Source organism: Geminisphaera colitermitum TAV2 (assembly GCF_000171235.2).
Classification (GTDB): domain Bacteria; phylum Verrucomicrobiota; class Verrucomicrobiia; order Opitutales; family Opitutaceae; genus Geminisphaera; species Geminisphaera colitermitum.
This window is the reverse complement of record NZ_ABEA03000074.1, coordinates 1-11,319: the sequence shown is the minus strand read 5'-3', so window position 1 is coordinate 11,319 and position 11,319 is coordinate 1. Positions and strand designations below refer to the sequence as shown.

10 protein-coding genes and 1 pseudogene are annotated in these 11,319 nt (G+C 60.8%); 5 read left to right on the top strand and 6 right to left on the bottom strand.

What is annotated here, in order from left to right; all coding sequences use genetic code 11:
* Positions 1-48 precede the first annotated feature (48 nt).
* Positions 49-771, bottom strand: coding sequence for a hypothetical protein (locus tag OBACDRAFT_RS07890; protein WP_043584464.1), 723 nt, complete (start codon positions 769-771; stop codon positions 49-51).
* A gap of 155 nt (positions 772-926) precedes the next feature.
* On the opposite strand from OBACDRAFT_RS07890, the gene OBACDRAFT_RS07885 reads away from it, so the two are divergent.
* Positions 927-1,931, top strand: coding sequence for a LacI family DNA-binding transcriptional regulator (locus tag OBACDRAFT_RS07885; protein WP_043584462.1), 1,005 nt, complete (start codon positions 927-929; stop codon positions 1,929-1,931).
* Positions 1,932-2,232: 301 nt separating this feature from the next.
* Here OBACDRAFT_RS07885 and OBACDRAFT_RS29555 read toward each other — a convergent pair whose 3' ends face one another.
* Positions 2,233-2,478: a hypothetical protein gene (locus tag OBACDRAFT_RS29555; RefSeq protein WP_232766819.1), complete on the bottom strand. Its 246-nt coding sequence runs from the start codon at positions 2,476-2,478 to the stop codon at positions 2,233-2,235.
* On the opposite strand from OBACDRAFT_RS29555, the gene OBACDRAFT_RS07880 reads away from it, so the two are divergent.
* Complete coding sequence (locus OBACDRAFT_RS07880; RefSeq protein WP_232766818.1) at positions 2,372-3,832, top strand: chloride channel protein; 1,461 nt, start codon at positions 2,372-2,374, stop codon at positions 3,830-3,832. The two genes, OBACDRAFT_RS29555 and OBACDRAFT_RS07880, sit on opposite strands and share 107 nt — an antisense overlap.
* 345 nt (positions 3,833-4,177) lie before the next feature.
* Here the strand turns inward: OBACDRAFT_RS07880 and OBACDRAFT_RS07875 are convergent, their stop codons facing one another.
* On the bottom strand, positions 4,178-5,164 hold the full coding sequence (locus OBACDRAFT_RS07875) for an AraC family transcriptional regulator (RefSeq protein ID WP_232766817.1): 987 nt from the start codon (positions 5,162-5,164) through the stop codon (positions 4,178-4,180).
* Positions 5,165-5,316: 152 nt separating this feature from the next.
* On the opposite strand from OBACDRAFT_RS07875, the gene OBACDRAFT_RS07870 reads away from it, so the two are divergent.
* Both OBACDRAFT_RS07870 and OBACDRAFT_RS07865 read left to right on the top strand, forming a co-directional pair.
* Entirely contained in the window at positions 5,317-6,189 is an 873-nt protein-coding gene (locus OBACDRAFT_RS07870; RefSeq protein ID WP_198529862.1) for a DUF488 domain-containing protein, read from the top strand.
* A gap of 12 nt (positions 6,190-6,201) precedes the next feature.
* Positions 6,202-7,062, top strand: coding sequence for a hypothetical protein (locus tag OBACDRAFT_RS07865; RefSeq protein ID WP_043584458.1), 861 nt, complete (start codon positions 6,202-6,204; stop codon positions 7,060-7,062).
* Between the two features lie 28 nt (positions 7,063-7,090).
* Here OBACDRAFT_RS07865 and OBACDRAFT_RS07860 read toward each other — a convergent pair whose 3' ends face one another.
* The 3 genes from OBACDRAFT_RS07860 to OBACDRAFT_RS07850 are packed head-to-tail and all read right to left on the bottom strand — an operon-like array spanning position 7,091 to position 10,679.
* A complete protein-coding gene (locus OBACDRAFT_RS07860; RefSeq protein WP_232766816.1) occupies positions 7,091-7,978 on the bottom strand; it encodes an endonuclease in 888 nt (295 codons plus the stop codon).
* Positions 7,979-8,026: 48 nt separating this feature from the next.
* Positions 8,027-8,833 carry a type II secretion system protein gene (locus OBACDRAFT_RS07855; RefSeq protein WP_232766813.1) on the bottom strand — a complete coding sequence of 269 codons (807 nt, stop codon included), beginning with the start codon at positions 8,831-8,833 and terminating at the stop codon, positions 8,027-8,029.
* A gap of 37 nt (positions 8,834-8,870) precedes the next feature.
* Positions 8,871-10,679, bottom strand: a complete 1,809-nt coding sequence (locus OBACDRAFT_RS07850; protein ID WP_043584456.1) for a right-handed parallel beta-helix repeat-containing protein — start codon at positions 10,677-10,679, stop codon at positions 8,871-8,873.
* 213 nt (positions 10,680-10,892) lie between these two features.
* Here OBACDRAFT_RS07850 and OBACDRAFT_RS27240 point away from each other — a divergent pair.
* A pseudogene (locus tag OBACDRAFT_RS27240) lies at positions 10,893-11,319 on the top strand (hypothetical protein); the annotation flags it as partial.

Sequence of the window (11,319 nt, the reverse complement as noted above, 5' to 3'; positions counted from 1 at the left end):
CGACTGTTTCGACTTGAGTCGCCTCAAGCCGATGTAAGCGGAGAAGGGTCAACGATGGCTGCGGCGAAACATGGCAGCGAGTGCAATAATCGCACCAGCGATCCAGGTTGCGGTGGTGGCGGGTTCGGGAACGGCGGCGGGGGCAACGGTGCCGGTGAGCTTCACGTTGTCGAAGACGATGGTCCGGGTGGTGTTGTCGGTCTGGACGTAAATGCGGAATTCCACGGACTGACCGGCGGTGAGGTTCTGGAGCGCAGTGACAGAGGTGAGCGGAATGCTAAATGTGCTCTGGGTTGTGGAGAGGCCGGTGGTCTGGGATTTGGCAAGGAGGACGTCGGCGGCGGTGAATCCGGTTTTGTCGGAGAAGACGTAGAAGGCGCGGTTGCCGTTGGCGTTCGCGTAGGCGTCGATCGAGAAGCTGTCGAGGCTGAGGGTTTTTCCGGGGTCCACGGTGATGGTGAACGTGAAATAAGTGCCCGCGGTGAGGGTGGTGGCGGCGCTGGAATCGGCGTTGCCTTGGTGGCCTTCCGTCGGGGCAAACGTCACGAGGCGGTCATCGCCCGTGCCAGTTGAGTTGCGCGCGAGGTTGTTGTAGGTGATGGCGGTGGAGGTGATGCCGGTGGCGGTGTCGCGCAGGGCGAGGGCGGCATCGCCCGTGGTGTTGAAGTTGTAGTGAACGATGTCGTCGGCGCGAAGGTCGGCGGCGGGGATAAGGGCGAGGATGGCGGCAAGGGCGGCAGTTCCAGAGAGGATGGAGATGTGTTGTTTCATGGAGATGGAGAGGTTGGACGAGATTTTTTTTACACTCGGAGGCGTAACTTGCGGGGCAGGAAGAGTGGGGCAAATGATGTGTTTTCGGACACGTCCGAAGTCGTTTGCGTGGCGTCCGTGAGAATGGCAGGTTTGGGGTCATGGCTTCTTCTCCCATGACTGTCCGCGAATTGGCAGCCGCGCTCGACATGAGCAAAACCACCGTGGCGGATGCGCTGCGCAATCATTCGCGGGTGAGCGCGGCGACACGCGAGGAGGTTCGGCGGCGTGCCGCGGAACTGGGCTACAAGCCGAATCCCGTGGCGGCGGCGTTTCTGCAGCAGGTACGCTCCAAGGGGAGCCAGCGATATAAGGCGACACTGGCGTTTTTGTACCACGTGCGTCCGCCGGAGCGAAAATCGTGGTACACGCAGTGGCTATTTTATCAGGGTGCAGTGAGACGGGCGAAGGAGTTGGGTTATGCGTTGGAGTTATTCAGCATGTCAGATCCGAAGGTGACGCCTCGCCGATTGAGCAACATTCTGACCGCTCGGGGAATTCTCGGAGTGATCGTTGGGCCGCACGAAAAACATGCATGGAGGGCGGAGCTGGATTGGTCGCGTTTTGCGGTGGTGGGTGTGGCTCTGTCAGCGCGGCGTCCAGCGATGTGCCGGGTGTCGCATAATCATGGGCACGGTGTGCAACTGGCCCTGCGCATGTGTCGGCGAAAGGGGTTGCGCCGCATCGGGCTGGCATTGCAGAAGGGCATGGATATGCGGGTGAATTTCGGATGGTCGGGGGCGTATCTGGCGATGCAGCGATTACGAGCGGAGCAACATCAGCTGGAACCGCTGTTGATCGAGGAAAGCCGGTGGAATGCCGACAATGTTCGTGCATGGTTGGAGCGTGAGCAGCCGGAGGCAGTGCTCACGATCACGGAACGCTGGCCTGAGAAACTGAGGGGATGGACAAATAAGAATGGACAGGTGCCGCTGTTGGTGGGGCTCGACTTGGGGCCTGATGAGGACGAGTGCGGGATTGATCAGCAGCATGAACGGTGCGGGGTGCTGGCAGTGGATGCGTTGTCGGCGCAGATTTTGCACAATGAACGGGGGTTGCCGGATATCGCAACGACGGTGTTTGCCGAGGGGGTGTGGCGCGAAGCAGGGGGGGGGAATTAGGAAGTAGAAATTAGGAATTAGAAAAGGGCGGCTAATTCCCTAATTCAAGGGCTGGAGGGAGCGGGGGGTTGCAGGTTTGCTGGCTCTTTGCTTCTCCTGCCCAGCACATGTCACGTTTCGCTTCATCTGCTTGGTTGGGTTCTTTCGTTTCGTTTTTTCGGCGTCCGTTGGCGTCGGTCGGTGGGTTGCGCGCGCGAGTGAAGGGGCGGGGGAAGGGGTTCGAGGCGGCAGTGGTCGGGGTGTTGGGTGTGGTGGTGGGGTTCGTGGCGGTGGGGTTTCATGCGTTCGTGGAGTTTTTGCATCACTGGGCAATCGTGGCGTTACGCGAGCATGGGGTGTGGGTGTTTGTGTCGGGGTCGTTCGCCAGCGTGGTGGCGGCGAGTTTGATAGCGACGGCGTTGGTGCGGGGGTTTGCGAAGGAAACGGCGGGGGGAGGGATTTTGCCCACGAAGTTGGCGTTCTGGAGGGATTTTGGGTTCATCCGCGCGAGGACGGGTGTGGTGAAGTTTTTCGCGTCGGCCATCACGTTGGGCGGCGGGGTGAGCATGGGGCCGGAGGGACCGGTGGCGCAGATCGGGGCGTCGGTTATGTCTACAGGGGCGGGGTGGTTGGGGGTGCCAAAACAGAAGCGGCGGCTTTATTGCGCGGGGGGCGTGGCGGCGGCAATCGCGGCGGTGTTCAATGCGCCGCTGGCAGCGATCGCGTTTGTGCTGGAGGAGATCGTGGGGGATTTATCGAGTCGCTTGATCGGGGGGATTTTGCTGGCTGCAGTCGTGGGAGCGTTGATGGCGCATGCGTTGATCGGGCCGCAACCGGCGTTTCAAGTGCAGGCTTTGTCGGACCCGACGTGGCGGGGTTTGTTGCTGGTGCCGTTGGTGGGGGCGTTGGCGGCGGTGGGCGGGGTGGTGGGTTTCCAGAAGGGCACGCTGGCGACGCGGGGGTGGGTGCGGTCATTGCCGAGGTCGGGTGTACCGGAATGGGCAATACCAACCGCGGGGGCGCTGGGGACGTGGGTGTTGGGCGGGGTGGCGTTCTGGTTGACGGGGCGAACGGGTGTATTCGGAATCGGATACGAGGATGTGACGGCGGCGATTTCGGGCGAGCTGGTGTGGAGCGCGGCGCTGGTGTTGTTGTTGGCGAAGTTGGGGGCGACGTTCCTGGCAGTGGGGTCGGGCGGGTGTGGCGGGATTTTTGCGCCGAGTTTTTTCATCGGGGCGATGGCGGGCGCGTTGGTCGCGGCGTTGGGGGGGCTGGTGCTGCCGTTGACGGGTTCGGACAAGGCGATGTTGGTGATGGCGGGGATGAGCGCGGGGTTCATGGCGGTGATCCGCACGCCGGTGACGGCGATTTTGTTGATCTTCGAGGTGACGCACCAGTTTGTGGTGATGCCGTTTTTGTTGCTGGCGACGTTGGTGAGTTATGTGGTGAGCAATCGGTTGGAGAGGGAGGGGCTTTATGAGGGGATGATGCGGCAGGATGGGGAGGATCCGAACCGGGTGCTGCCTCCGCGGGATTTTCGCAGGTGGCGCGAGATGCCGGTGGGGGCGCTGGCAACTTACAGGGCGGTGGTCGCAACGGATTTGTCGGGGGAGGGACTGGCGGATTTGCTGGCGAGAAACCGCTACAATCGGTTTCCGGTCGTGGACGGGGAGGGCGCGGTGATGGGGGTGTTGTCGCGTTCGGCGGCGGTGCTGGCGCTGGCCACGAAACAGCCGCCAAAGTTGGAGCCGGCGGTGTGGGTGGAGGGGGCGACACCATTGGGCCGGGTGCAGGAGCGGTTGCTGGAGTCGCCGTCCAATTTTTTGTGTTTAGGCAATGAATCGCAGCGGCGGCTGGCCGGGGTGTTCACGTTGCATGATTTGCTGCGCGGGCAGGAGACGTTGGTGGAGGTGGAGGGGTAGATGGGCAACGGGGTTAACCACTAATGCACACTAATGGGCACTAATAAGCAGACAGTGAATTTGTATCCAGAATTAGGATATTAGGGCAGTTTCACTTAAACTGTAGCCATTTGATACCTGGTAGGGCGGCCTTTGTGCCCTCTGCCGAGGGCAGCCCTTCGGGCCATCGCCGTCGGCGATGCCATCTGCGCGCTGCTGCGCTCCGTCCGAGGCCTCCGCCGTGCGTAGTGTGAGGATGCGAAATTCATAGGTAGATGGAGCGTGGTTTCGGAGGCCTCGGAGAGGCCTCCCTACCGTTAAGACGACGGCTACATCTCAACTGAAAACGCTCTAATATTTCTCTGATTAGTGTGCATTAGTGGTTAAAAACATCCGGCGGTAGCGGCCGGGGGTGAGGCGGGTGCGGCGGCGGAACCAGACAACGAAATGGGCGTCGGAACGAAAGCCGAGTTGCGCGGTGAGTTCCTTGAGCGGGGTGCCGGTGGTTTCGAGGAGGAGGCGGGCGGTTTCAAGGCGGCGTTGCTCCCATTGCTGTCGGGGGGTGACTCCAAAGGCGTCACGAAAGAGGCGGTTGGTTTGCACGGCGCCAAGGCCGGTCTCGGCGCGCAGGCGGGCGTCGGGGAAACCGGCGGCGAGCGGGGCGTCATTGAGGGCGCGGGCGGTGCGCCAGATGCGTTCGTCACCGCCTGTTCCGAGTCGGGCGGGGCGGGCGCCGAGTGCCTGACGGGTTTCAAACCAGGCGGCGAGCCAGTCGAGGAAGGCGCGCTGGTATTGGAGAAAGAGGGGGTAGTTGGCTGTTTGCCGCATGTGGGCGTGGTGGCCTCCGTGTGTGAAGGGGAAGTGGCGGCGCACGAGGCGTTCGAGGCGGGTGGCGGTGCGTTCGAGCTCGGGGTGATGGCGGGCATCGAAGATGGCGCAGGCGTCGGGGGCGGACCCACTGGTGGAGGATCGGGTGAAGATGTTGCCGCCATCGGGCCACTGACAGAAGAAGCGTATGGAGAGGAGATGGGCGTCGGAAGAAAAGTCCTGTTGCGTGATGGAGTTGGGGAGGAGGAGCCACTGGCCGGGGCGGGCGTGCCAGGTTTGCCGGCCAACGCGGAGGGTGACGGTGCCGGAGCGGAGGAGCCAGACCCAGTTGCCTTCGCGGTGGTCGCTGGTCATGTGGCGGGCCTGCTCACGCGGTGGGCCGTCGTAAATCCACACAAGCTCCGTACGCAGGCAGGACCATTCGTGCAGCGAGAGGCGGGCGGTTTCCGGTTGCGCGAGCGGGGGGGCGTCGAGGGGCGTTGTTGGCGATGGAGTGGCGGTGGCGGCACGAGGCATCCGGCGCATGATGCGCAGGCGGGGGGTGGGGGCTACCCTTATCCTTTCATGATAATTCTTTTTTCATAGCAGGAGAAAGGGGCTTTTTCAGGCTTTCCCCTCCTGACGGCGTTTTGTTTAATTATCCCATGCTGTTTGGTCGCCAACGTTTGCTTCTTTCCTTGCTAGATTCGCTGGGTGGTTTTGCCACGCTCACCGATTTCCAAAAGCTGCTTTTCCTCTATACCACGGAGTGGGAGCAGGAGTGGAGCTACGAGTTTATCCCCTACAAATTTGGCTGCTTTTCCTTCACCTCTTACGCCGACAAACGAAAGCTGGCGGAACAAGGTTTCCTTAATGATGCCACTGACCAACAGGAAGAATGCTGGCAACTTTCTCCGACTGGACAGCACGAGGCGTCGAAACAAAAGTCATTGGGGGAACGAACGCGTCGTTTTGTCGCCGCCAACAATGAACGGGGTACTGCGTTGATCCGGAAAATTTATCTGCGGCATCCTTATTATGCCACTCGCAGCGAAATTTTGAAACGGGTTCTCCCCTCGGAGGAAGAACGGCAGAAAGTGGAGGCGGCGAAGCCCGCTTCCCAGCCTCCAGGATTGACCACTATCGGTTATGAGGGGCGCAGCCTCGAAGGTTACCTGAACACCCTTTTGCGCGATTCCGTGACCTTGCTTTGCGATGTCCGGCGCAATCCCCTCAGTCGCAAATACGGGTTTTCAAAACACACACTCTCGCACGCTTGCGAGGGAGTGGGCATCCGCTACGAGCACCTGCCGGAATTGGGCATAGCGTCCGAGGCCCGTCAGGAACTCCGCACACAAGCTGATTACGACGCGCTTTTTGCCAAATATGAGCGCGACAACCTGCCGCTCCAAGCAGAGGCGTTGGGAAAAATTCGCGGATGGATTTTGGATGGCAAACAGCGTGTCGCTCTTACCTGCTACGAGGCTCAACCCTGCCAGTGCCACCGGCATTGCGTTGCCGAGGCATTGGAACGCGCAGGCATCCCGGCTCTCACTCCCAAACATTTGTAGAACTTTGCAGCAATGCTCCGTGAACGCATCCTGATAACGGCCAAGACATACCCCACGCTCTCCAAAAAATACGGGGAAACGGTTTGCACCGCCGGATTGCGGGAGGATGGCTCTTGGGTGCGTATTTACCCGATTCCCTTTCGCCGTCTGGACGAAAAACAACAATACGAAAAGTATGAATGGATAGAGGGTGATTTTGTCCGTAACACATCCGATCACAGATACGAAACCCTGCGTCCCACGGATGTGAACAAAATCATCGTGACCGGGAAGATGGAGCCCTCGAACGGCTGGCGGGAACGCAAGGCATTGGTCTTGGGCAAGGCACGCGTCGAAACCAAATTAACACCACTTTGCGAGGCCATCAAAAATACGCCGGAGACAGCGGTTTCGCTCGCGGTTTTCAAACCCGCCCGCCTGCTTGGATTTGACTGGGAGTCGGATGAAAGGGAATGGGATAAGGAACGCATGGCGGAAATGCGCGACAAGGCGCGGCAATCAGAGTTTGATTTTGCGGAAGCCGATGCTTGGCGGTTGACGTTCGAGACGATTAACAAACTGCCCTACAGATTTTTTTACAAATTTGAGGATGCGGACAAACGGGTGATTCGTTTGCAATTATTGGATTGGGAATGTGGGCAATTGTTTTGGAATTGTTTTCGCTGCACAAATGAGAAACTCGGCCTCGCCGAAAGGGAAAAAGAGGCGTTGGCGAAAGTGAAACAACGCTATTGGGATGAGTTTTCTCAGAAAGAGTTGTGTTTTTTTATAGGAACTTTGCAGCAGTTTCACGGCTACTCACCGAATCCGTGGAATATCATCGGCGTCTTTTATCCCCCTTATGTGAATCAATTGGAATTGCCCGGATTCTGATGCCCTTGAGGTGGACAGGGGAGAGACGTCATACCATTTGCAGCTTGAGGTTGCGCAGACGGGAGCGAAGGAGGGCGGCGAAGAACAAGGCGGGGAGTCCGAGCAAGAGGGCAACCGTGGCGGGTTCGGGAACGGGCGTCACCCGAACGCTGAGGTTGTCGAGAGCGATGCCGGCGGCGCTTGTGGCCGGGTCGCTGGCGCTCCCGGGTTGATTGCTGGCCCAACGCAACCAGAGATATTGGCCCGCCTCCCAATCAAGGCCGGTGAGCGTGACGCTGACGGCGGTGGTCTTGTTGGCGGCGAGGTTGCCGTTGAGACCTTTTGCCGAACCCGTGACTTTGGAGACGACGTTGCCGCGGGCGTCAGGCGTGTAATCGGGGGCGGTCAACTGGTTGCCAGCGGTCGCGGTGGTCAGGTAGTCAAATGTCCATGTGGTGGCACTCAGGCCTTGTCGCCATTGTTCAACATCGAAGACAAGGGTCACGCTGTCGATTGTCGCTCCCGAGGTGTTTTGAAGCTGGAGGCCGAGGTATGCGGTGTTCGCAAAACCTTCGGCAGAATAAATGCCAAGTGCGCGGTCAACGGCATTGGGATTATTGTTATAGGCGTCCGGTCCCCAACTATAGGTTCTGCCGCTGTTGTGGTGTTGCCCTGCGCTGGCGCGTCCGGCTCCGACACTGGAATACCAGCCGGGGAGTGTGACGTTGTTGCTGAATGAGAACGAAGTGGTGCCGCTGTTGTCACCAGTTGCGCTGGCATGGGCGAGGAGAGTGTCGAAGTCCTGGGTGTAAGCGGTGGCGCCATTGAAGGCGGCTTGGGCTTGGAGTGCGGCGGGGCTGGCGAGGACCAGCAGACTGGCGGCGGCGAGGAAGGGGAAGCGTTGGAGGAGCATGATGGTGTGTAATGTTATTTTCATGACGAGAGGAGGTGGGAGAGTGATGGCGGGGGGGGGGATGGTTTTTTATTATCTATCGAAGCGCCAGAAAGGGTCGGTGTTGGTGGCGTGGTTGGCTTGCATGTCGGCCTTGGTGATGCGCTGAACGTGACCGTCCACGAAGGAGACGTTGAGGCTGTCGCGGTGGGGATAGCGAAGCGGGCGGGCAAAAGAGTCGGGAACGTGTTCGATGTTAACGTTGGATTCGTAACTGCCCGCGCCGCCGGTGCCGCCGTCCATGAAAAAGGCCATGCGCGAGGGCTGCATGATTTGCGTAAGACGCTGGGCGTAACCGTAGGCGTAGTTGCGGGGTTTGAGCACCGTGCCGTCGTCCATCGTGGCGGTGGCGTAGGCGTTGATGGAGTAGGTGCGGGCGAAGTGGACGTTGGTGCCGTTGGCGGGGAACTTTGCGTAGGCGGCCTCGCATTTCATGGGCGAAGGCGCCTTGGAGTAGTCAATGATATCGTTGGTTCGTTTGGGAAAGCTGAGGTAGGGGGCGAGTTGGGCGGGGTAGGCGTAGTGGGTTGTCCCCTGATTGTAGGACCAAGCCTTGGCATCGGGCATTTGGTCTTTGTTGTCGCCGATCCAGAGACGGGCGGACGTGGCGAGTTGGCGGAGGTTGGAAACACATTGGGCTCCGCGGGCGGTCTCGCGGACGCGACCGACAACGGGCACGAGGATGCCGGCAAGGACTCCAATGATGGCGATGACGGTGAGGAGTTCGATAAGCGTGAAGGCAGAGTCGGCGCGACGAGCTTCACATGTGAAGCTCCAGCAGACTCCGCTTCGCTTCGTCTGCTGGAGTAAGAGGTCCTTCATGGCGTTCTGATTTTTCATTGTGTGCGAGGGGGGGGGGGGGGCGGGCGGGCGGAAATTAGGAATTAGGAAGGGGCGGGTTGGGCCAGGGCCAGTAGAGGTCGCCGCCGGGACCGGCGGGGTGAGGTTCGACTCCATAAGGGATGGCTCCGATGTCGGGTTTGCTTTTGTCGTTGAGTTTTGGATACGAGTCGGGCCAGTTGGATTCGAGGGCGAGGAGGCTGCCGGCGGCGCGGGCGGGGCTGTCGGGCGTGGAGAGGCGGGCGTCAAAGGGACTGGCGGCGGGGGCGGTGAGGTGCGGGTCGGCCACGATGCCGGATGTGGCATAGGCAGGGTCGAGTTCGGCGAGGCGGGCAAGGTCGGCGTCCCAAGTGAAGAGGTTGCCTTCCCAGCGGATGTTGTTGGCAACGGGGCCCATGCCTTCGAGTCCGACGGGTTGGGCGCGGCGGTTGCGCTGAAAGATGTTGTTGACGAAAGCGATGTCGCGCCAGTTCTCGGGGCGGTAACGGGGCGGTTTTGTGGCGACGAAGAGGCTGCGTCCGTCGCTGACGAAGGTGTTTTGGTAGATGTAAATGCCGCGCGCGCCGGGGCCCCAGTCGTTGCCCATTTTTATGGGATAACCGTAGCGGCGGGTGTCGCCTTCGCGGCGTATGGTATCCGTGGTTTGGATGCGGTTGCGGTAAATGTAAATGGGGCCGGGGCGGTTGGAAACGACGCTGATGCCGACAAAGAGTTTGAAGCCGACGTTGTCGTAAAAATGGATGTCGGTGCTGCGGCCGGACTCGAGTTCGATCATGTCATCGTAGGTGTGGTGGACGAGGTTGTCGTGAACGCGAATGTTGCGACCCTGAATCATCATGCCGTCCCATTGGCCGGCGATTTCGCAGTGGGAGACTTCGCTGTCCTCGGCTTTGAGGCGGATTCCGTGGCCGCGTACGGGGGCGACTTCTTCGTCGCTGGCGGAGGCGGCATCACGGTAACCGTTGACCCATTCCCAGTCGAAGTTCCAGAAGTTCTGAATGCGGCAGCGGCGGATGGTAATGCGGCGCGAGAGGCTTTTTATCTCTTCGGTGGTGATGCCGCGAAAGGCAGTGCGGATGACGAGGTCTTGTAGTATGATGTCGGATACTCCGGAGCCGTTGAGGTGGACGCCGGCAAAGCCTGCGTTGCGAAGGGTGAGGCCGCGGATGTTCCAGCCGGTGCTGTCGGTGATTTGAATGATGCCTTCGGCGGTGCCGATATTGAGGGGCACGGTGTTGGGGTCGCGTCCGTCGGCGAGGCGGAGGCGGACAGTGGTGCCGGTGCGCCAGAGGGCATCGCCGCGGGGGGCGCGGAGAAAAAATGCTTCGTTGTGGTGGGCGGCAATGAGGCGGTCGTCGGCGTGCGAGGCCCAAGTGAGGAGGGCGCGGGATTCGCGGGTGGTCCATGTCCAGGGGACGGTGGCTTGCCAGCCTTGGATCGGATCGGGAAGCGGTGTCCAGCGGGTGAGGGGGGCGGCGGGGGTGGCGCGTTGGAGTTCGGGGTCGGCTCCGTCGAGAATGACGGTGGTGTTGGGTGTATGTTTGTCCGCGGCGGGTTCGAGGGTGATGGGGTTGTCGGCAGGAGCGTGTTTGCCGGTGATGCGGATGTTTTCGTGGTAGGTGCCGGGGCGGATGCGGAGGGTGTCACCGGGTTGCGCGGCATCGACTGCGGATTGGATGGTGGCGAAAAGGGGCGGGTGTTGTTGTCCGTTGCGCCAGAGTTCGACTTGGGCGCGGAGCGAGGCGGTGCCGGGGAGGGCGGCGGCGAGTGCGCAGGCAAGGAGGTGCCGGGTGAGGGCGTGCCGGGCGAGTGGTGCAATGCGGTGGTTGCCGGGGATGGATAACATCGGGTGAAATGATAGCCGAAAGCGGGGGAAAAGAGCAATTTTCCTTGGCTCCAAAAATTCAATTTTTATCTCATTTTGGCTTCAATTTGATATGCATTCCACTTTGTTAAGAGGTCTCACGCGGAGACACGGAGATGCGGAGAAATGCAGAAGATACTGTCTATCTCTGTTTTTTTGCTCCGCGCCTCCGTTGCTCCGCGTGAGTCTGTTCCCATGAGTAAACAACAACTGCAGACAACTTGTTGCGCCCCGGCGGCGTTGGAAGCGGCGGCGGATCGGGTGCTGTTTTCGCTGGCGGGGTGCAGGTGGATTGGCAGCGATGGCGCGGAGGGGGGGGGGGGAAGGGGCGGGGAGTTGAGAGGCAAGGGGAACGGGCGGGAAGCCCGCATTCGACGTAGGGGCTTCGCTTGCGAAGCCCGCGAAGACCTTGGGGCATCGCTGCTTCGTCCGGCTGGCGCGGGCGTCGCAAGCGAAGCCCCTACGGGCGGGCGGGACGCCCGCGCCACGGTAAGGCAGGTGGTGTGGTTGCGCGGGCGGGCGTCGGTGGTGGGGAATCAAAACGTGGCGGGCGGGCCGGTGCGGTTGGAGCCGGGGACGGTGTGGCGGCCTGGAGCGGCGGATCGCGTGGAGTTGAGAGCGG

Coding starts and splice junctions, on each gene's coding strand:
- OBACDRAFT_RS07890 (WP_043584464.1), bottom strand. CDS start 771: ATGAAACAACACATCTCCATCCTCTCTGGAACTGCCGCCCTTGCCGCC.
- OBACDRAFT_RS07885 (WP_043584462.1), top strand. CDS start 927: ATGACTGTCCGCGAATTGGCAGCCGCGCTCGACATGAGCAAAACCACC.
- OBACDRAFT_RS29555 (WP_232766819.1), bottom strand. CDS start 2,478: ATGCTCACCCCGCCGCCCAACGTGATGGCCGACGCGAAAAACTTCACC.
- OBACDRAFT_RS07875 (WP_232766817.1), bottom strand. CDS start 5,164: ATGCGCCGGATGCCTCGTGCCGCCACCGCCACTCCATCGCCAACAACG.
- OBACDRAFT_RS07865 (WP_043584458.1), top strand. CDS start 6,202: ATGCTCCGTGAACGCATCCTGATAACGGCCAAGACATACCCCACGCTC.
- OBACDRAFT_RS07860 (WP_232766816.1), bottom strand. CDS start 7,978: ATGAAAATAACATTACACACCATCATGCTCCTCCAACGCTTCCCCTTC.
- OBACDRAFT_RS07855 (WP_232766813.1), bottom strand. CDS start 8,833: ATGAAAAATCAGAACGCCATGAAGGACCTCTTACTCCAGCAGACGAAG.
- OBACDRAFT_RS07850 (WP_043584456.1), bottom strand. CDS start 10,679: ATGTTATCCATCCCCGGCAACCACCGCATTGCACCACTCGCCCGGCAC.